General features: G+C 39.4%; 19 protein-coding genes and 1 pseudogene. 7 read left to right on the forward strand and 13 right to left on the reverse strand.

The annotated features are described in order from the left end of the window. The first annotated feature begins 17 nt into the window (after nucleotides 1–17). Nucleotides 18–317, forward strand: a complete 300-nt coding sequence (locus HMPREF2764_RS05570) for a YbaB/EbfC family nucleoid-associated protein (protein WP_000981526.1) — start codon at nucleotides 18–20, stop codon at nucleotides 315–317. A 72-nt stretch (nucleotides 318–389) separates the two neighbouring features. Here the strand turns inward: HMPREF2764_RS05570 and HMPREF2764_RS05575 are convergent, their stop codons facing one another. The 7 genes from HMPREF2764_RS05575 to glmU all read right to left on the reverse strand — a co-directional run bounded on the left by HMPREF2764_RS05575 (nucleotide 390) and on the right by glmU (nucleotide 6495). After that, a complete protein-coding gene (locus tag HMPREF2764_RS05575) occupies nucleotides 390–2153 on the reverse strand; it encodes a glycerophosphoryl diester phosphodiesterase membrane domain-containing protein (protein ID WP_070527831.1) in 1764 nt (587 codons plus the stop codon). An 8-nt stretch (nucleotides 2154–2161) separates the two neighbouring features. Next, nucleotides 2162–2752, reverse strand: coding sequence for a 3'-5' exonuclease (locus HMPREF2764_RS05580; protein ID WP_024057204.1), 591 nt, complete (start codon nucleotides 2750–2752; stop codon nucleotides 2162–2164). A 208-nt stretch (nucleotides 2753–2960) separates the two neighbouring features. Further along, nucleotides 2961–3452: a chromosome segregation protein RocS gene (gene rocS / locus HMPREF2764_RS05585; RefSeq protein ID WP_000021242.1), complete on the reverse strand. Its 492-nt coding sequence runs from the start codon at nucleotides 3450–3452 to the stop codon at nucleotides 2961–2963. A gap of 76 nt (nucleotides 3453–3528) precedes the next feature. Further along, entirely contained in the window at nucleotides 3529–4221 is a 693-nt protein-coding gene (locus HMPREF2764_RS05590; protein ID WP_070527834.1) for a 5'-methylthioadenosine/adenosylhomocysteine nucleosidase, read from the reverse strand. A gap of 16 nt (nucleotides 4222–4237) precedes the next feature. Beyond that, a complete protein-coding gene (macP, locus tag HMPREF2764_RS05595; RefSeq protein WP_000517862.1) occupies nucleotides 4238–4549 on the reverse strand; it encodes a cell wall synthase accessory phosphoprotein MacP in 312 nt (103 codons plus the stop codon). 11 nt (nucleotides 4550–4560) lie between these two features. After that, nucleotides 4561–5106: an NUDIX hydrolase gene (locus tag HMPREF2764_RS05600; RefSeq protein WP_020901746.1), complete on the reverse strand. Its 546-nt coding sequence runs from the start codon at nucleotides 5104–5106 to the stop codon at nucleotides 4561–4563. Between the two features lie 9 nt (nucleotides 5107–5115). After that, entirely contained in the window at nucleotides 5116–6495 is a 1380-nt protein-coding gene (gene glmU, locus HMPREF2764_RS05605; RefSeq protein WP_070527837.1) for a bifunctional UDP-N-acetylglucosamine diphosphorylase/glucosamine-1-phosphate N-acetyltransferase GlmU, read from the reverse strand. Nucleotides 6496–6649: 154 nt separating this feature from the next. Here glmU and HMPREF2764_RS05610 point away from each other — a divergent pair, with 154 nt between their 5' ends. The 5 genes from HMPREF2764_RS05610 to lysS all read left to right on the forward strand — a co-directional run bounded on the left by HMPREF2764_RS05610 (nucleotide 6650) and on the right by lysS (nucleotide 11113). Continuing rightward, complete coding sequence (locus HMPREF2764_RS05610; protein ID WP_023946949.1) at nucleotides 6650–7450, forward strand: glycoside hydrolase family 25 protein; 801 nt, start codon at nucleotides 6650–6652, stop codon at nucleotides 7448–7450. 94 nt (nucleotides 7451–7544) lie between these two features. After that, nucleotides 7545–8387, forward strand: coding sequence for a DUF368 domain-containing protein (locus HMPREF2764_RS05615; RefSeq protein WP_000954112.1), 843 nt, complete (start codon nucleotides 7545–7547; stop codon nucleotides 8385–8387). Then, a complete protein-coding gene (locus tag HMPREF2764_RS05620; protein ID WP_050278930.1) occupies nucleotides 8387–8869 on the forward strand; it encodes an aminoacyl-tRNA deacylase in 483 nt (160 codons plus the stop codon). Before HMPREF2764_RS05615 ends, HMPREF2764_RS05620 begins: the two co-directional genes overlap by 1 nt. Then, nucleotides 8869–9486, forward strand: coding sequence for a histidine phosphatase family protein (locus HMPREF2764_RS05625; RefSeq protein ID WP_049547266.1), 618 nt, complete (start codon nucleotides 8869–8871; stop codon nucleotides 9484–9486). Before HMPREF2764_RS05620 ends, HMPREF2764_RS05625 begins: the two co-directional genes overlap by 1 nt. Nucleotides 9487–9622: 136 nt before the next feature. Next, nucleotides 9623–11113 carry a lysine--tRNA ligase gene (gene lysS, locus HMPREF2764_RS05630; RefSeq protein ID WP_070527840.1) on the forward strand — a complete coding sequence of 497 codons (1491 nt, stop codon included), beginning with the start codon at nucleotides 9623–9625 and terminating at the stop codon, nucleotides 11111–11113. 60 nt (nucleotides 11114–11173) lie between these two features. On the opposite strand, the gene HMPREF2764_RS05635 is transcribed toward lysS, so the two are convergent. From HMPREF2764_RS05635 to HMPREF2764_RS05660, 6 genes and pseudogenes are all read right to left on the reverse strand, one after another. Next, the gene (locus tag HMPREF2764_RS05635) at nucleotides 11174–12013 is read right to left on the reverse strand and encodes an amino acid ABC transporter substrate-binding protein (RefSeq protein ID WP_045611868.1); all 840 of its coding nucleotides are present in this window, start codon (nucleotides 12011–12013) and stop codon (nucleotides 11174–11176) included. Between the two features lie 9 nt (nucleotides 12014–12022). Continuing rightward, on the reverse strand, nucleotides 12023–12652 hold the full coding sequence (locus tag HMPREF2764_RS05640; RefSeq protein ID WP_070527843.1) for an amino acid ABC transporter ATP-binding protein: 630 nt from the start codon (nucleotides 12650–12652) through the stop codon (nucleotides 12023–12025). A gap of 9 nt (nucleotides 12653–12661) precedes the next feature. Then, entirely contained in the window at nucleotides 12662–13303 is a 642-nt protein-coding gene (locus HMPREF2764_RS05645; RefSeq protein ID WP_070527845.1) for an amino acid ABC transporter permease, read from the reverse strand. A 140-nt stretch (nucleotides 13304–13443) separates the two neighbouring features. Further along, nucleotides 13444–14673 (reverse strand): tetratricopeptide repeat protein, encoded by a 1230-nt coding sequence (locus HMPREF2764_RS05650; RefSeq protein WP_070527847.1) that lies wholly within the window; start codon nucleotides 14671–14673, stop codon nucleotides 13444–13446. Beyond that, the gene (locus HMPREF2764_RS05655) at nucleotides 14663–15829 is read right to left on the reverse strand and encodes an AI-2E family transporter (RefSeq protein WP_070527850.1); all 1167 of its coding nucleotides are present in this window, start codon (nucleotides 15827–15829) and stop codon (nucleotides 14663–14665) included. The genes HMPREF2764_RS05650 and HMPREF2764_RS05655 overlap by 11 nt, the downstream gene beginning before the upstream one ends. Nucleotides 15830–15957: 128 nt before the next feature. After that, nucleotides 15958–17940 (reverse strand): annotated as a pseudogene (locus tag HMPREF2764_RS05660) (peptide ABC transporter substrate-binding protein). A gap of 197 nt (nucleotides 17941–18137) precedes the next feature. Here HMPREF2764_RS05660 and HMPREF2764_RS05665 point away from each other — a divergent pair. Then, nucleotides 18138–19151 carry a lactonase family protein gene (locus tag HMPREF2764_RS05665; RefSeq protein ID WP_049500372.1) on the forward strand — a complete coding sequence of 338 codons (1014 nt, stop codon included), beginning with the start codon at nucleotides 18138–18140 and terminating at the stop codon, nucleotides 19149–19151. Nucleotides 19152–19164 lie beyond the last annotated feature (13 nt).

Below are 19164 nucleotides of genomic sequence, written 5' to 3' on the forward strand. Positions count from 1 at the left end.
GGAAACTATAAATCACCATGATGAACATGCAAAACATGATGCGCCAAGCACAAAAACTTCAAAAACAAATGGAACAAAGTCAAGCAGAACTTGCTGCTATGCAATTTGTTGGCAAATCTGCTCAAGACCTTGTTCAAGCGACCTTAACTGGTGACAAAAAAGTTGTCAGCATTGACTTCAATCCAGCTGTCGTTGACCCTGAAGACCTTGAAACTCTTTCTGATATGACCGTTCAGGCCATCAACTCTGCTCTTGAACAAATCGATGAAACTACCAAGAAAAAACTGGGTGCTTTCGCTGGAAAATTGCCATTCTAAGCATAAGAAAAACAAGCATTCAAGAGAATACTTGCCTATCATGGGAGGAACAACTGTTCCTCTTTTTGCTTACTAAAAATTAAAGAATTCCATGGCCTGTTTGAACAGTAAATCCGTATACTCTGGGTCTTCTTGGGCAATGGTAACCTGATCTTGAATCATTTCCAAGTCATCCGTTATCATGCCGTCTGCACCCAAATGAACAGATTTATCAAAGGACTCTGAACTATTGATGGTCCACACGTACAATTTCTGATCGGTATTCCAAAGCTTGTTGACAAAATTTTCATCCAAGGTTGAATACTCCATAGTATAACCTGTGGCCTTGGTTCTTGGAAAAATACTATTGTAAGGTAGGATGAAATAAACTGGGATTTGTGAATCATAGGACAATACCTGATCAATCACATGGTAGTCCAAGGACTGCATTTGGTGCCCATTCTGCTTAATGATGACTCCATATTTTTCCATAAAGCGTTTCATCATATCTGGACTATCTTTTCGACTGGTTTTAATCTCAATAAGGAGTTTTTGATGCAATTCATTAGCTTTATTGAGATAGTCATCAAAACTAGACACCTTGCTATGATAACCATTTTCTGAAATATCGAGTTTGGTCAATTCCTCCAAGGTTAAATCCTGAGGTTTGGCATTAACTCCTGTCAAATTCTTGATATTGGCATCATGCATCATGACAAACTGGCCATCTTTTGTTTCCTGAACATCCGTCTCAACGAAGTCTGGAGATAACTGAGCGGTTTTTTCTAGTGATTGGACGGTATTTTGCACACCATTCTTATTAGATACTCCCCTATGAGAAATAATCAAAGGTTTATTGGCAACTGGAGCTTCTAAATAAACATAACCCTCAAGAGCGAAAAAGATACCAGCACATCCCATCACTCCCCATCTCATCCAGTGGTCTTTCTTTCTCCTTGGTGTGATTTCTAATTCTTCTCCTGTTAAGAAGGAAACAAACTTAATGAGAAAGTAAGTCAAGGCCATATAGTGGAAATTCTTGATTAAAACAAAGTTGATAATTCCCAGCACAAGAGATTCCTTATGGGTCAAACCATCCATCAGTGCCTGACTTGCCAAGATTGGAATCAATAAAAGAATGAAAAATAGGTAGGTTTTGACGATAATCCAAAGCAAGTTCCAAATATAAAACCAGGAGTGCTTTCTTGTCTTCTCTAGACTGTATCTGACTGCTTCTTTGACTGTTTTTTTCTCAAATAAAAGCTGAGGTAGGGCAAACATGAAACGCACTGAAATGTAAAATAGAAGTAAAGCCAGAATAGTAACCACTATACCTACTAGCCAATACTTGTCTTCCACATAATCAACGATAAAGTCCGGAATGACAATTTTATTTAGGTAGTAAATCTTTAAAATCTTTCGAATCAATGGAAAGAGCATCATGACATAAAAGAAGATAAAGGCTATCTTGGAAAGTGTCGCTTGCTTCATAAACAAGAAACTTTGGCGAAAGACCTTACGACTGTACTCTAGCAAAGTTCTCTTTTCATGATAGAGGAGGTGCCGGGCTCCGATAAAGAGAAGTCCTATCTGGTAATAGGCGATCAATAAATTAACGATTACCAAAATAAATAATGCAAGACTAACAAAGGGAGAACCTTTTATAATGGCAAAAATATTATTGTAAGATAGAAAGAGATAACCTGTCTGACGGAGCAAAAGTCCAGCAATCCAAGAATTTGACGGTAACCAGACAAACTCAATCATCATAAAAGTCAAGAAAAATAGAAAAAGTATTTTATCTAGATTAAAGTATATCTGCTTAAAACCTAGATTTTTAGGTTTTTCAGGTTTCATAGGCACTCCTAGTCAAATAATTGAGACAAATCCAAGCCTCCAAAAGGATTGTTTGAAAGACTACTTTCTGTCTCTAACAATTCTCTAGCTTGGTCTGACTCTAGAAATGACTCGTAAACACGCGCTGTCATACGAGCATCCTCTAAGCTATTATGAGACTGACCTTGAAATCCAAGAAACGAGGCAACGGTTTGCAATTTGAGATTAGCAATACCATGTAAATCCGAACTCCGACGTTCAAAAGCTTCGTCATACAAATCCACCTTGTACTGCTGACTGTAGTCTAAACCATGGTCTGCTAGAATAGGCAAATCACTTTTAGCAGCATTGTAGCCAACCATGGGTAAAGAACCCACAAACTCTTGGAAATCTTTTATAACTTTCTCCACTGGAGGAGCATCTTTTAAGGTTTCAGCTGTAATTCCAGTCAAACCATTGATAAAACTCTTTAGAGGCACACTAGTATGGACATAGGAATCATAGGCATCGATTTCCTGACCATCTCTAAAACGGACTGCCGATACTTGAATCAAGTGTGTTTGTCCTTCATGCTGATTAAATTCTAAATCAAAAGCAATGTAATCTGCTAATCGTTCCATTTTCTACCTCTCCTATACTGTTATTTTATACTCTTCGAAAATCTCTTCAAACCGCGTCAGCTTCGCTTTGCCGTACTAAAGTACAGCCTGCGGCTAGCTTCCTAGTTTGCTCTTTGATTTTCATTGAGTATTACTTGAGCAACTATACTATTTAGATTAGAAATAAAAGAAGCCATCAGGTTAGCATTTAACCTAAACAGCTCCTTGATTATCCTCCAAATAAACGAGCAAAAAAGCCTTTCTTAGTGGATTGGACTTCTTCTTTTGCTTGGTCCAGCTCTAGCTTAAGATTTTCTTGATCCTTCATGGCTTGAAGGGTCAATTGTTGCTGCTGATCGAGTTGTTTGTCTTTCTCAGCAATCTGACGGTCTTTGATGCGCATCTGCTCATCTTTTTCTGATAACTGACGATCCTTGGCTTTTAATTGCTCATAGAGGCGGAGAATTTCTGCATTCTTCTCGTCCACTAGAATCTCCATCAGTTCACGTTGCTTGACATCTTCACTGACAGGCTCATCTTCAAAAATCGTTTTTTTATAGATTTCTTCTAGCTTAATCAAGCCACTTCTGGTAACGACTGTTACCCCTTTGTCATTTTTATCTGTGTCTTCTTCTGGTAATTCTTTGACACGGTTATTGATTGCTTGGCGAGATAATCCTAAGACCTCTGCAATCTCACTGACGGTCATTTCAATACTCATAATATCCTCTGAAACGTTTTCTAGCTTTTCTTTACTTAAATCTTATCATAAGCTAGATAAACTGTCAAATTTCCGCTTAATCTAAGGCCTTCAAAAAGGCTAGTAAGACTTGGGCAGAGCGACGTCCAGCTTCGATAATAAACTCATCAAAAGAGATGTTTGCTTCATGGTTGGCATTGTCACTCATAGCTCGGATGACTAAAACTGGAAGATTAAGAGCATGCGCTGCCTGAGCAATAGCTGCCCCCTCCATCTCAACTGCTAAAACTTCTGGAAAATGGGACTTAATCGCTTCTATCTTGTCATTTCCTGCAACAAAACTATCTCCTGTAGCAATCAAACCAAGATGCCAGTTCTGGTCCAATTGAGATAGACTCTCTTGAATTTTGGCAACAAAGGTTTTGTCTGATTCGAAATAAAGTGGTTGTTGCGCCATTTGTCCATAAGCATAACCAAAAGCTGTGACATCCACGTCATGATAGGCTAATTTGTCAGCAATCACAACATCTCCAACAGCAATTCCTTCTGCTACTGCCCCAGCTGATCCTGTGTTAATCAAAGCATCCACTTGAAAATGATCAGCCAAAATCGCCACACTCATAGCAGACATGACCTTACCAATTCCACTTTCTACAAGAACGACTTCATGAGAGGCAATGCTTCCTGTGTGATAGGTATTCCCTAAAACAACTTGCTCTTGGGCATTTTCTAGATGCTGGACCAGATAAGCCAGTTCTTCTGGCATAGCCGCAATAATTCCTATTTTCATTTTAATTCCTTTTCTATTATAAAAGTTTCATTGCTAAGACAAGCAAAATCAAGAGAAAGATGACTGCGAATAAGATTTTATTCAACTTAGAATTGAAGACATTTCTCTTAGTATTTTCAATGCGACGGCTTTTATGAATAGACGGTTCGACCTGAATCTTCAAGGTTTCCTGGCTAAAACCATGTTCCTTAGGATTGGCATAACCAAAACGGGAAGAGGAGGTTGGTAAAATCTTTGTCTCCTCATCATCTAGCAAAGGGGGACCTGAAATTTTTTCGCCTCTATTAGCTCTTTCAATCATTTCATCCGTTAATAAAGGTTTACCCATACTGACCTCCTCTATTTTTTGTGCAATTCCCAGTATTGAACCGCCATAATTGTCTTGGCGTCGCAGATATGACCCGATTGGATCAATTCCTTAGCTTCTTCTAGACTCACTTCAAGGACTTCCAAAGTTTCGTCTTCATCCTGCGGACGTGGATTTTCCACCTTTGTCAAATTGCTAGCTAGGTATAGTTTTAACTTTTCATTACAGAAGCCAATAGCTGAGTAAAAATCATACAAGAGTTCTAACTTCCCTGTATAGGCTGTTTCTTCCTCTAATTCACGAAGGGCTGCTGCGACAGGGTCAGTATTTTCTCCTACTTCCAATTTTCCAGCTGGAATTTCGTAAGAGACAGCCTCGATAGCCTTACGGTACTGCTTGACCAAGATGAGTTTTTGCTCATCTGTTACAGCTAAAACACAGACAGCTCCATTGTGGAAAATCAAATCACGTTGAGCAGTTCCCTTGCCTTCCGGTAATTCAACCTGATCTTGAACCAGTTTAAAAATTGGGCCTTGATAGATTTCTTTTCGACTAAGCGTTTTTTCTTCAAATTCCATGACAGACTCCTACTGATTATTAGGATGATGAGGAAGGCGAGTCGCATATTCATCTTTGTTGACCTGACGACCACGACCAATCGCAATCGCATCTGCTGGAACGTCTTTGGTAATAGTTGAACCAGCACCAACGAGGGAATTGTCACCTAACTCAACTGGCGCAATAATGGTTGAATTGGAACCAACAAAGACATTGTTGCCAATGACTGTCTTGTATTTGTTTTTACCGTCATAATTGACTGTAATGGTTCCTGCACCGAAATTAACATGACTACCCACTTCACAGTTTCCGATATAAGTCAAATGACCAGCCTTGGTATTTTCACCGATTGAAGAGCCTTTAACTTCAACAAAGTTACCAATATGAACTTGAGCAGCCAGACTTGAACCTGGACGAATGTGAGCATAAGGTCCGACAGTTACGCCGTCAGCAACACTGCTTTCCTCAATCATAGAATTGGTAATGACAGCTCCTGCTCCAATAGTGCTGTCCACTACATAAGTTCCATTAGTCAGAACAGTCTCAGCACCAATTTTCGTTTGCCCTTTCAAGGTAACATTGGCTTCGATTTGAACTTCAGAAGCAATCTCAACATCAATATCGATATAAGTTGCTTCTGGATTGACAAAGCTAACGCCATTGACCATGTGTTGATGATTGATGCGACGACGCATAACCGACTCAGCTGTCGCAAGAGCCACACGATCATTTACCCCAAGACTTTCATCAAAATCTTTCAAAGTATAAGCACCAACTTTTTCACCAGCTTCACGGAAAATGCCAATGACATCTGTAATATAGTATTCACCTTGAGCATTGTTGGTATTGATATTTTTCAAAGCCTCAAACAAACGCTCGTTGTCAAAAACGTAAGTTCCTGTGTTGATTTCCTTGATTTGTTTTTCAAAATCTGTAGCATCCTTCTGCTCCACAATGCGAAGAACTTCAGCATTGTCATTACGAACAATTCGTCCATAGCCAAAAGGATTATCTGTTTCAGCAGTCAAGATAGTAGCCACATTTTTATGATTGATGTGGAAATCAATCAAGTTTTTCAAGCTTTCACCTGTGATTAAAGGAGTATCCCCTGCAATAACCAAGGTGTGACCTGACAAACCTTCTAGGATAGGCTCTGTCATCATAACTGCATGGCCAGTCCCTAACTGTTCAGATTGAGTCACAAATTCTGTCTGTCCAGCCAAGACCTGCTCAACCAATTCCGCCTTGTGTCCTACAACTGTGACTGTCTTTTCAGGTTGGATAGCTCCCACACTACGGAAAACATGTTCCAACATAGAAATACCCGCAACCTTGTGCAACACTTTTGGCAAATCAGATTTCATGCGAGTCCCTTTACCCGCTGCTAAAATAATGGCATAATTTGACATAATCTTCTCTTTTCTCTAGAAATTCCCTTTTATTATACCATATTTCAAATCATTCCGCGCCCTTGAATGAAAAAATGCTCTAAAGTCCTTTATTAACCCATTTTTTGAGTATTTTTTTTGATTTTTTCTCATTTTTAAGGTAAAATTATGAGATATGAGAAAGAAAATAAATCCGCTTATTTTGTTTGGTTTTTTTGGGATTATGATTTTCATTTTAATCCTGAATCGCCCTCGTTTTGAGGACCATCCTGTAAAAACAAAGTCAAATATCGCGCAAGTAGAAACGCAAGCGCTACACAATATAGATAAACCGGTAATTGATGTTTCTGGTTGGCAGCGTCCTGAGGAAATCAATTACGATACTCTGTCCCAAAACATTTCTGGAGCTATTGTTCGCGTCCATAGTGGTGCTCAAACGTCCAAAGAGAACGATGCTTCCTATGTTAATGGTGTTGATAAGGCCTTTAAAACCCATATCACTGAGTTTCAAAAACGAAATGTCCCAGTTGCTGTCTATGCCTATGTAGCCGGAAAAAATGTCCAGGAGATGGAAAAAGCTGCTGAGGTATTCTATAACGCCTCTTCTCCATACAGTCCAAGTTACTATTGGCTAGACGTGGAAGAAAAAACCATGTCTAATATGAACGACGGTGTTGAAGCCTTCCGAGCAAAGCTTGAATCACTGGGTGCTAAAAATATCGGAATCTACGTTGGGGTCTACTTCATGGAAGAGCACAGTATTGATACAGATAAGTTTACGTCTGTTTGGATTCCTTCCTATGGTTCTGACTCAGGATTTTACGAAGCTACTCCTAAAACTGATTTAGATTACGACATTCACCAGTACACGTCTAAAGGAAAAATTGCTGGCTTTGACCACGATTTGGATATCAACGTTATCTCTGCCTTAAAGAACAAAGAAGAAACCTTTAGAAAACTCTTTTTAAAACCTTAAAAGCATTTGTTTATCATTTGCTTTTTATTTTTGTGTTTGATTGTGATACAATATAGTAAGGATTTTTTGAAATAGAAATAGTTGGAGGAAAAATATGCTCTCATGGTTAGCACGTGTTATTAAAGGGATTGTCATTGCTCTTGGATTTATCTTACCGGGAATTTCCGGAGGGGTTCTAGCAGCAATCTTAGGAATTTATGAACGAATGATTGGTTTTCTGGCTCATCCCTTTAAAGACTTTAAAGAAAATGTTTTGTACTTTATTCCAGTTGCCATCGGTATGCTTCTGGGAATCGGCTTATTTTCCTACCCGATTGAATACCTGCTTGAAAATTATCAGGTCTTTGTCTTATGGAGCTTTGCGGGTGCCATCATTGGTACAGTTCCTAGCCTTCTCAAAGAATCAACTCGAGAATCTGACCGAGACAAGATTGATTTGGCTTGGTTCTGGATAACCTTTATCATTTCTGGATTAGGACTCTATGCCTTAAATTTTGTCGTTGGAACCTTAAGTGCCAGCTTTCTTAATTTCGTCCTAGCTGGTGCACTGCTAGCTCTTGGCGTATTAGTTCCTGGCCTCAGTCCATCAAATCTACTTTTGATTTTGGGTCTCTATGCTCCTATGTTGACTGGTTTTAAAACATTTGACCTCTTGGGAACCTTCTTTCCGATTGGAATCGGAGCAGGCGCAACTCTCGTTATTTTTTCAAAATTGATGGATTATGCCTTAAACAACTACCACTCACGCGTCTATCATTTCATCATCGGAATCGTCTTATCAAGTACTCTTTTGATCTTGATTCCAAATGCAGGAAACGCTGAAAGTATCCAATACACTGGTATTTCTCTTGTTGGGTATGTCATCATCGCCTTCTTCTTTGCACTTGGAATCTGGCTTGGTATTTGGATGAGCCAATTGGAGGATAAGTATAAATAATGGCAAAAAAAGTTAAAATCAAAAAAACATTGGTAGAACAAATTCTGTCTAAAGCAGGTATCCCACATCAGGGGATTCAAATCAATGCCCTAGAAGGAGAACTTCCTCAAGGTTATGAACGAGATCAGATTTTCAAAACCTTGGCGCTTTTGGGAGATAAAACAGGACCGATTATCGGAATTGTCCCTATCACCCAACACTTGTCTGAAAAGAAACTAGCCAAAATTTCTGGCAACAAAAAAGTGAGCATGATCCCACAAAAGGACTTGGAAAAAACAACAGGTTATATTCATGGAGCCAATAATCCTGTCGGAATTCGTCAGAAACACAATTATCCCATTTTTATCGATAAAATTGCTCTAGACTTGGATCAAATGATTGTCTCTGCTGGAGAAGTTGGTCACAGCATTATCGTCGCACCACAAGACTTGGCTAGCTTTGTAAAAGCTGACTTTGCAGATATCTTGGAGGACAGTAAGTAATGAAACTCTACTTTGTCCGCCACGGTCGTACAGTCTGGAACCAAGAAGGACGCTTTCAAGGTGCTAGCGGAGATTCTCCCCTTCTTCCTGAATCTATTGACACCCTAAAACAACTAGGGCAGTATCTCAAGGATGTTCCTTTCGATCAGATTTATTCAAGTGATTTACCTCGAGCGGTCAAATCTGCTGAGATTATCCAAAGTCAACTCAAGACACCCTGTCCTTTAGAAAGTGTTTCTAATCTCCGTGAATGGCAGCTGGGGAAGTTAGAAGGTTTGAAAATCGCAACCTTGGAAGCTATTTACCCGCAACAAATCAAAGCTTTTCGATCTAATCTTGCTCAATTTGACACTCAAATGTTTGGAGCCGAATCCCTCTATAGCACCACGCAACGGACCATCCAATTTATCAAATCATTAAAAGATAGTCCAGCTGAGCGTATTCTAATTGTCGGTCACGGCGCTAATCTTACTGCTAGTCTTCGTACTCTCCTAGGTTATAAAGAACCTCTTCTTCGTAAAGATGGCGGTCTAGCAAATGCCAGCCTGACCATTCTAGAAACCCATGATTTTGAAACATTTACTCTCGATACTTGGAATGATACTTCCTATCAATAAAGAACTTGATTTTAGCGTCAAGTTCTTTTTAGTTTTGAAAGATTATCCGTGAATTTCTTGGCTATTTATGATAAAATGGGAGTATCGCAAAAAATGACTCATCGTATTCAATTTTGAGTAAAACTAGGAGGATCCCATGTCAACAGAACATATGGAAGAACTAAATGACCAGCAGATCGTTCGCCGTGAAAAAATGGCTGCGCTCCGTGAACAAGGAATTGATCCTTTCGGAAAACGTTTTGAACGCACTGCAAATTCACAAGAATTAAAAGATAAATATGCTGACCTCGATAAGGAAGAATTACATGATAAAAACGAAACAGCTACTATCGCAGGACGCTTAGTAACTAAACGTGGTAAAGGTAAAGTAGGATTTGCCCACCTTCAAGACCGTGAAGGCCAGATTCAAATCTACGTTCGTAAGGATGCTGTCGGTGAAGAAAACTACGAGATCTTCAAAAAAGCAGACCTTGGTGACTTCCTTGGTGTCGAGGGTGAAGTGATGCGTACAGATATGGGAGAACTCTCTATCAAGGCAACTCACATCACACACTTGTCTAAGGCTCTTCGTCCTCTTCCAGAGAAATTCCATGGTTTGACAGACGTTGAAACGATTTACCGTAAACGTTACCTTGACTTGATTTCTAACCGTGAAAGCTTTGAGCGTTTTGTCACTCGTTCAAAAATCATCTCTGAAATCCGTCGTTACCTTGACCAAAAAGGATTCCTTGAAGTGGAAACACCTGTTCTTCACAACGAAGCTGGTGGAGCTGCTGCCCGTCCATTTATCACTCACCACAATGCCCAAAACATTGATATGGTGCTTCGTATCGCAACTGAGCTTCACTTGAAACGCCTTATCGTCGGTGGTATGGAACGCGTCTATGAAATTGGCCGTATCTTCCGTAACGAAGGAATGGATGCTACTCATAACCCTGAGTTCACTTCTATCGAAGTGTACCAAGCTTATGCAGACTTCCAAGATATCATGGACTTGACTGAAGGCATTATCCAACACGCTGCTAAATCAGTCAAAGGCGATGGTCCAGTCAACTATCAAGGTACTGAAATCAAAATCAACGAACCATTTAAACGTGTTCACATGGTGGATGCTATCAAGGAAATTACTGGTGTCGATTTCTGGCAAGACATGACTTTGGAAGAAGCTAAAGCTATCGCTGCTGAGAAGAAAGTTCCAGTTGAGAAACACTATACTGAAGTTGGTCACATTATCAATGCCTTCTTTGAAGAGTTTGTTGAAGAAACCTTGATCCAACCAACCTTTGTCTATGGCCATCCAGTAGCTGTATCTCCACTCGCTAAGAAAAATCCTGAAGACGAACGCTTTACTGACCGTTTCGAGCTCTTTATCATGACTAAGGAGTACGGTAATGCCTTTACTGAGTTGAACGACCCAATCGACCAACTTAGCCGTTTTGAAGCCCAAGCTAAAGCCAAAGAACTTGGTGACGATGAAGCGACAGGCATCGACTACGACTACATCGAGGCTCTTGAATACGGTATGCCTCCAACAGGTGGTTTGGGAATCGGTATCGACCGTCTCTGCATGCTCCTCACTGATACAACCACTATCCGTGATGTATTGCTCTTCCCAACAATGAAATAGATTCTTATCCTCTGGTACTTGCCAGAGGATTTTTGATGCAAAAAGAGACTGAGTAAAAACTCAATCTCTACTTTTCACTTCTTTGGTTGCTACATCTTCTCCAAACCATTTCTGGCTGATTTCTTGGAACTTTCCTTCTTGATGTAGTTCAACAAAGGATTGATTTAAAGCTTGCAGTAATCTTTTGTCAGCAGGTCTGACACCTACAGCAAAAGATTCACTCTCAAATCCAGCTGAAAAGACATTATAGTCATTTAATATACCCTCAGACTGGAGATAGTAATTAGCATACACTCGGTCAATTAACAAGGCATCAATCCTGTCATTCTTCAAATCAATCAAGGCTTCATTGAAACTCTGGTATTGATTGGCTTTCTGGTCTCTAACACGATTTTTCAGTAAATCTGGCTGGGCTTCAAAGTCTAAATAACCAGAGGAACCTGCTTGGGCTCCCAAGGTCTTATCCTTCATATCCTCTACTGAACGAATTTGCTGGCTTTTCTTCGCAACCAGAACTTGCTGATTTTCCATATATGGAATGCTAAAGGCAACTTTCTCTCGGCGTTCATCAGTGGCAGAATAGCCATTCCAGATGGCATCAATGGTCCCATTTTGCAGTTCCGTCTCCTTCATATCCCAGTCAATAGGCTGAAATTGAACCTTAAAACCTAATTTTTCAGAGACAGCTTGTGCTAAATCAATATCAAAGCCTGTATATTGGCCATTCTTTTCTTCAAAACCCATGGGTACAAAGGTATTGTCAAAACCAATAGTAATGGTCCCCTGCTCTTGATATTTATCCCAGTTATCCTGCTTTGGATCGCTAGCCTTCTGAGTACAGGCCGTTAAAAAGAGAGCCAGGAGAGAAACCAATACTAAAGCAATTTTCTTATTAGTCATCGGCACCTCCTACTTGGGCTCAACCTTGAGAATCTGATCTGCGATATTTTCAGCGAATTGTAAATCGTGGGTAACCACAATTTGCGTCATACCAAGTTCCCTATTTTGCAAGATCAGTTTTTCCACTTCCAACCGCAATTCTGGATCCAGGGCAGAAGTTGGTTCATCGTATCCTATAATTTCTGGGTCAATCATCATAGCACGCGCCAAGGCCACACGCTGCTTTTGCCCACCAGATAGTGAGAAGGGATAAGCATCTGCATGTCCTGCTAGCCCCAACTGTTCCAGTAGACCACACGCCTTCTTCTCAGCTTCTTGCTGCCTTATTCCCATGGTTTTCACAGGAGATAAGGTCAAATTATCTAGAACGGATAAATGAGGGAAAAGTTGAAAATCTTGGAATACAAATCCTAGTAGATTGCGCTTCTCAAGTTCGTCCAATTCTAAAGGTTCTCCATTATAAAAGATTTGCCCTGAATCAATGGTTTCAAGACCTGCAAGCATACGTAAGAGGGTTGTCTTACCTCCACCAGAAGGTCCAACGATAGCTAGGATTTGCTTTTCAGGAATCTTTAGACTGAAATTAGACAAAATTTGCTTTTCACCAAACCCCTTATTGATATTTCGTAATTCTAACATGGCAGCCTCCTATCTATAGTAACTGTACTTCTTCTCAACTTTTTTGGCAAGAATGGTCACAATACCAATCAAAATCAAGTAAATGGCTCCTGCCAAGAACATAGGAACCAGACTAGCATCGCGGTTGGCAGCTGTTCGACTAGCCAAGATAAGGTCAGAAATACCTAGAGCATAGACTAGGGAAGTATCCTTGACCAAACTCATAACTTCGTTAAAGACACTGGGAAGAACAATCTTGGTCACTTGGGGCAAGATGATATAACGTACCGTGGCAAAAGGACTGAACTTCAAGACCTTGGCAGCCTCATATTGACCTTTAGGAATGGTATCAATCCCACCACGGAAGATTTCAGCAAAGTAAGCCGCATAATTCAACACAAAGGCAATGATAGCCGCAGGAAGGCGATCCAAACGAATCCCAATACTTGGCAGCACATAATAGATAAAGATTAATTGCAAGAGCAAGGGTGTTCCCCGCATAATCCAAATGTAAATGTTAATCAGATGATGGAGGAGTTTCCAATGGACTTGCAAGGCAAAGGCAATCAAAACGCCCAAAGGAATAGAAAAAATCAAGACCAGTGCAAAAACCTGCAAAGTCATGCTTGCACCGCTCAATAAACTCGGTAATATCTCAAACAAATAAGACATACTGCACCTCCTAAAAATAATTGTTCCTATTATAGCATAAATAAACAAAATAACCAAGAATTTTTGTAAAAAAATTCTCTTTAAAAAAGAAAAACTATATCTATCAAAAATGATTAGATACAGTTTTTAAAAACATATTCTTACAATCTCTCAAATAGTTCTTGCATTTGCACATCATCTGGAACTAGTTTTAAGTAAGTTTGAGCATTGACTTTTGCTTCCTCAAAGTAGCCTAATTCACGCAAAAGATAGATATAGTGTTCCAGAAACTCTGGATTGTCCTTCAAATCTCCTACTAATTCTTGGTAATGCTCATAGGCAGAATCCAAATCGTCCATTTCTTGATAGGAACGAGCAATCATCCACTTGGTCAAAAGATTTTCTGGCTCCTCACTTTGCAAGTCTAGAATATCTTCATAACGCTCCTGCTCCAGATAAATAGTTGCTAGACGGAGTAAGATTTCTTCCGTATCCTCAGCATCTTCTTTAGCAGTAAGGAGGTAGTTCTCTGCTCCACTAGCATCATGCAATTCATAAGAAAATTGTGAAGCTGCTAACAAGAGTCTTGTTTCAAAAGGATTTTTCTCCAAGCCTTGCTTAGCGATACGCAGGGCTTCTTGAACTTGATGTTCCTTATGTAAGGCCTGACTGTAACCATACTCATAGCCTTCAAAATCAGGTGAAATGGTATCAAGTTGCTTAAAGTATAGAACAGCTTTTTGATATTCTTCTTGATCAAAGTAAAGACTGGCTAACTCAAAAGCTGTTAGGTCATCGTATTCTAACTCCAGGGCTTTTTCTAAAAACTCTGTAGCTGTTTCAAATTTCCCCAACTGTGCATAGGCAAAGCCAATCCGTTGATAGGTAGAAATGCCTGTTTGCTCATAAATAGTACGATTATCTAACTGGGCATAGCCTTGAATAGCTTCTTGGTAATTTTCCAACTCACTATCCAACTCTGCTAATCCCAATATCAAGAGAGGATCTTCTGAGTAAGTCAAGGCCTCCAATAATTTCTCACGCGCCACATCTGTCAAACCTTCCAACTGGTAAAAGTCTGCCTTCAGAGCCAAAGCCGAAACATACCAGTCACTGTCAGATTTGATTTCCTCAAGGTAGGCAAATGCTTCTTCGATTTGACCATCCTCGCTAGCAATAGCTGCTAGATTAAGATTAACCTCTGGAAAATTTTCTACAATTTTCAGGTAAATTTCCTTGGCCTGAGGATAAAAACCAATTCCTTCAAGATAAGTAGCTAACTCATACAGAAGGTCACTTGGATCATTTTCTAAAGCTTTGACGAAATAATGTTCTGCCTTAACTAAATCTTGCTCTTCCAAAGCCTGTAACATCTGTTGACTATTGTTCACTCTTGACTTCCTCTCCCTCTAGTTCATATAGGCCACTGACTACCTTATACCATTCAAAAATCGCCGAAATGACAACCTTAGCAGAGGCATAAACCGGAATACCGAGTAAGACTCCCCAGATTCCAAACATGGATCCTGAAGTTAGCAAAACAAAGAGAACATTAATAGGATGGATGTTTAATTGACTTCCCAAAATCAATGGAGAGACAAAACGGCCTTCAATAGTTTGTTCTACGATAAAGACAATCACCACTTTTAACAGCATGACTGGCCCAGCAATCAAGCCCAATACTAGGGCAGGAAGCATGGCTAAGAAGCTACCCAAATAAGGAACCAGATTTAAAATACCAGCAGTAACCCCCAACGTAACTGCATATCGTAGACCAATAATTTTGAAGAAAATCATAAACATTACCGCTACAATAATAGCTACTGTTACTTGCCCTCGAACATAGTTGGACAACTGTTGGTTCACATCTGATAAAACTTGTCCAACAGGTTCTTTCAATTTCGTTGGCATGAATTGGGTCAAATAGTGACGTAGGCCTTTCCCATCACGCAAAAGATAAAAGAGCATGAATGGAACGATAATCAAGGCAACAATCACTTGAGAAGCCCCGCTAATAAAGGCGCTCACCCAATTGACTGCCTGAGAAGAAACTTTACTTGCCCAAACTGTAGCCTGACTTGAAAAGTTTGTCAAAACTTGTTCTAGCTGAGGCCTGAAATCATCTGGCAAACGCTTAGTTACCAGATCATCAATAACCCTGTCTGCATCTTCAAGATAGACTGGAACATTCCTTGCAAAAGTTAAAACCTGACGTTGTAGATTTGGAATGGCTACTGCCAAGCCCCAAATGATAAATAGGGCGATGATGACAAAGACAATAGTGATGGCTATGACGCGATTAACTTTGTGTTTTTCCATCCAATCAACAATAGGATTCAACAAATAATATAGCAAACCAGACAGAATGACTGGTAACATCACAACTGCCAAAAAGTCCAAAACAGGTGAAAATAAGAAACTAATCTCACTTAAAATAAACAGATTGAGTCCCAATAATAAGGTTACCAAAAATACCGTAATGGCCTTGTTATCCAAAAACCACTTGAAAAACCAAGATAGGCTAAAATGTTTCTCTTTTTGCTCCATAAATACTTCCTTTCTATTGTTCTCTCATTATACCATTTTTAAATCAAAATAACTCTTTTTTAAAGTGCTTACAAAGTACTTATATTGAGACAGAGACATAAAAAATCCCCTCAAAAGAGGAGATTCAATTAGTCTTGAATATGACGGTCTAAGTTCTTCTGATAATCAGCATTGGATTTGCCTTTTTCATCAGCAAATTTCTTACGGAACTCATCCATTTCTTTAGAAGTGACAATCTTATCTTGGAGTTTAAGATATTTATAACTGTTGTCGCCTGTTTTGTCACCAACCCAACCATCAGCACCACTGCCTAATACTTTCTTCGTTACAAGCATTTGGGCACCGTCTGAGTGTACAGGAATAACCAGAGCACTATCTGTTAACCAAGCTTGAGCCTTAGCATATTTAGAATAACGTTTTTGCAGATCTATTTTTTCACTATTTGCATCATCAATCAATTCTTTGTATTTATCCAATCCAACTGTTTTAATGACTGGATTGTCTGTTCCTGGTGCTACACCAAGAGAACTGAGGACACTTGGACCTGAAGTTGGATCAAATACATCTAGATAGGTTGATGGATCTGCATAATCCGGACTCCAACCACTATTAACATTAATGTCCCAATCAACATTATTATTTGATGTCGCTAGAACAGTCATGCTTCCCAATTCATCATCAGAAACTTGTTGAATATCAACAACTACATTTTCAGAGCCCATGGCTTCTTCAATTGATTGTTTATAAGACTGAGCTTGATGAATAAAATCTGTCTGAGTAGATGAAACTGGAAGATCTAAATGAATAGGAAACTGTACTCCATCAGCTTGAAGAGTTTTCTTAGCAGATTCAAACTTAGCCTTAGCCTTGTCTACATTATGAAGTGAATCTTGGGCATCATCAAGACTGACATCTTTCCAGACATTATCCAATTTATCCAATTCTGTCTTAGTAACTTGACCAAATGTTTAATCTCCTACTTGTACAAATGTTGGAGGAGTGAAACTTGTCCGTAACTTACGAGGCGCTACTTCATCTCCAAACACCTGAGAAACAGCTGCTTTACGATCTGCAGCAAATGCCAAGGCTTGACGGAACTCTTTGTTTAAAAGTGCTTTCTTAGTAGAGGTTTTTTCTGCATCACTTGTTTTAGCAGTATGATTGTATGACACACGATCAATATTAGTAGACATATAGAAGACGCCACCTCTTTGTTGGCCGTATACAATATTATCCTTGTATTTTTCTTTTAGACGTTCATAGTTGGCAGAGTTCTTAAAGAGTGGAGCAGCTGGATAATGTCCCTCATCAAAACCTCGTCCTAGGGAATCTGCATCTTGACCATCAAAGAAGGATAACTTGATATCATCAATAAAGACATTCTGCTTATCCCAGTAGTTTTGGTTTTTAGTCATTTCGATAGAAGATTTCGAAGTAAGCCCCTTAAGAAGATATGCCCCATTGTATAGTATACTCGTTACATCAGTGGCCTTACCAAAATCATCTCCTTTAGATGCCAAAAAATCTCCACTCACGGGAGCAAGGACTCCCATTGTTGTTTTTGAATTCCAGAAAGATTCTGGATGGTTCAAAGTATAAACAACAGTATAATCATCTGTTGCTTTCACACCTACGGTTGAGAAATCTGTTGTTTTCCCATTTACATAGTCATCCAATCCTTTGATAGAATCCTGTACGAGATAAAGAGCCTGTGATTTCTTATCTGCTGCATGTTTCAGACCAGTTACAAAGTCTTGAGCCTTGACTTCACCATACTCTTCCCCCTCATTTGTATACCATTTGACGCCCTGACGGATTTTATAGGTATAGGTTAAACCATCCTTAGAAACAGTCCAATCTTCTGCAACTGATGGAACTAAATTTCCATATTGATCATTTTCTAGTAATCCGTCAATAACATTACCTGTAATCTGTTTAGTGCTGACATTCCCAGAAACTGTATAATCCAAAGTAACAGGATCTGATGTAAACACATAAGCATAAGTCACTGGCTTAGTAGCATCCTTATTACCATTACCAGATGAACACGCTGCTAGAACGGCAGTAGACAAAACTGCAATTCCAGTCGCTAAAAAAACTCGTTTTTTCATAGTAAGGACTCCTTTAAACATTTTATGAATTCATTATAGCACTTTTAAGAAGAAAAGTAAGGAAAACAATCTCAATGTTATTATATTTTTTAAAAAAACAATCAATTATTTTTTTAAAGTGCTTACATCTAATTGGATGTCTTTAATTGGCTTGTTTTTGTGATATAATAGTCTTATCTTTACACAGAGGTATAGTAATGAAAGAAACTGTTTATTTTGGAACTTATACACGTCGTACTTCCCAAGGGATTTACATGGCAGACTTTGATACAGAAACTGGTCTGCTTTCAAATCTAGAACTTTTTGCAGCTGAACCAAGTCCGACCTACCTTGCCTTTGACCAGCATCAACATTTATACACTGTTGGTAGTCAAGACGATAAGGGTGGAATTGCAGCCTATCAAACTAATGGCACCTTATTAAATCACGTCGTTGAAGAGGGAGCCCCCCACTGTTATGTTGCCGTTGATGAAGAGCGTGATTTGGTTTACGCAGCAAACTACCACAAGGGACAGGTCCTTGTTTATAAACGTCAGGAAGATGGTCGTCTTCTACTTAGTGATGTTGATCAACACAGTGGCCAAGGTCCACATGAAAATCAAGCTTCTCCACATGTTCACTATACAGATTTAACACCTGACCACTATCTAGTGACCTGCGACTTGGGTACTGACCAAGTAATTACTTATGATCTTGATCCAGAAGGAAAATTATCTAAGCTCTATACCTATCATAGCCAGCCAGGAGCAGGCTCACGCCATATTATTTTCCATAACCATTATAAAATCGCTTATCTCATTTGTGAACTCAATAGCACTATCGAGGTTCTAATCTACGATGGTGTTGGCGAATTTGAACGCATGCAAGTCATTTCAACTCTACCAGACGGTTATAAAGGCTTTAATGGTACTGCTGCTATTCGTCTCTCTAAAGATGGGAAGTACCTCTACGCCTCTAACCGTGGCCATGATTCTATCGCAGTATATACAATCCTTGCGGACGGTAGCTTAGAGTTGTTAGAAATCGTTCCGACACATGGTCAGACTCCACGTGATTTTGATTTGACACCAGACCAAGAATTTGTCATTGCTGTCCATCAGGACTCTGACAATGCAACCGTCTTTAAACGCAATCCTGAAACTGGTCGTCTAGCAGAACTTTCTAATGACTTCCATGTCCCAGAAGCAGTCTGCATCAGTTTTGCCCCTTAAGAAAACATAAAAA

This window comes from Streptococcus sp. HMSC073F11 (assembly GCF_001810785.1).
Lineage (GTDB): Bacteria > Bacillota > Bacilli > Lactobacillales > Streptococcaceae > Streptococcus.

Bases quoted from the DNA above. Each gene is read 5' to 3' on its own strand.
- HMPREF2764_RS05570 (WP_000981526.1), top strand. From the start codon at position 18: ATGATGAACATGCAAAACATGATGCGCCAAGCACAAAAACTTCAAAAA.
- HMPREF2764_RS05575 (WP_070527831.1), bottom strand. From the start codon at position 2,153: ATGAAACCTGAAAAACCTAAAAATCTAGGTTTTAAGCAGATATACTTT.
- HMPREF2764_RS05580 (WP_024057204.1), bottom strand. From the start codon at position 2,752: ATGGAACGATTAGCAGATTACATTGCTTTTGATTTAGAATTTAATCAG.
- rocS (WP_000021242.1), bottom strand. From the start codon at position 3,452: ATGAGTATTGAAATGACCGTCAGTGAGATTGCAGAGGTCTTAGGATTA.
- HMPREF2764_RS05590 (WP_070527834.1), bottom strand. From the start codon at position 4,221: ATGAAAATAGGAATTATTGCGGCTATGCCAGAAGAACTGGCTTATCTG.
- macP (WP_000517862.1), bottom strand. From the start codon at position 4,549: ATGGGTAAACCTTTATTAACGGATGAAATGATTGAAAGAGCTAATAGA.
- HMPREF2764_RS05600 (WP_020901746.1), bottom strand. From the start codon at position 5,106: ATGGAATTTGAAGAAAAAACGCTTAGTCGAAAAGAAATCTATCAAGGC.
- glmU (WP_070527837.1), bottom strand. From the start codon at position 6,495: ATGTCAAATTATGCCATTATTTTAGCAGCGGGTAAAGGGACTCGCATG.
- HMPREF2764_RS05610 (WP_023946949.1), top strand. From the start codon at position 6,650: ATGAGAAAGAAAATAAATCCGCTTATTTTGTTTGGTTTTTTTGGGATT.
- HMPREF2764_RS05615 (WP_000954112.1), top strand. From the start codon at position 7,545: ATGCTCTCATGGTTAGCACGTGTTATTAAAGGGATTGTCATTGCTCTT.
- HMPREF2764_RS05620 (WP_050278930.1), top strand. From the start codon at position 8,387: ATGGCAAAAAAAGTTAAAATCAAAAAAACATTGGTAGAACAAATTCTG.
- HMPREF2764_RS05625 (WP_049547266.1), top strand. From the start codon at position 8,869: ATGAAACTCTACTTTGTCCGCCACGGTCGTACAGTCTGGAACCAAGAA.
- lysS (WP_070527840.1), top strand. From the start codon at position 9,623: ATGTCAACAGAACATATGGAAGAACTAAATGACCAGCAGATCGTTCGC.
- HMPREF2764_RS05635 (WP_045611868.1), bottom strand. From the start codon at position 12,013: ATGACTAATAAGAAAATTGCTTTAGTATTGGTTTCTCTCCTGGCTCTC.
- HMPREF2764_RS05640 (WP_070527843.1), bottom strand. From the start codon at position 12,652: ATGTTAGAATTACGAAATATCAATAAGGGGTTTGGTGAAAAGCAAATT.
- HMPREF2764_RS05645 (WP_070527845.1), bottom strand. From the start codon at position 13,303: ATGTCTTATTTGTTTGAGATATTACCGAGTTTATTGAGCGGTGCAAGC.
- HMPREF2764_RS05655 (WP_070527850.1), bottom strand. From the start codon at position 15,829: ATGGAGCAAAAAGAGAAACATTTTAGCCTATCTTGGTTTTTCAAGTGG.
- HMPREF2764_RS05665 (WP_049500372.1), top strand. From the start codon at position 18,138: ATGAAAGAAACTGTTTATTTTGGAACTTATACACGTCGTACTTCCCAA.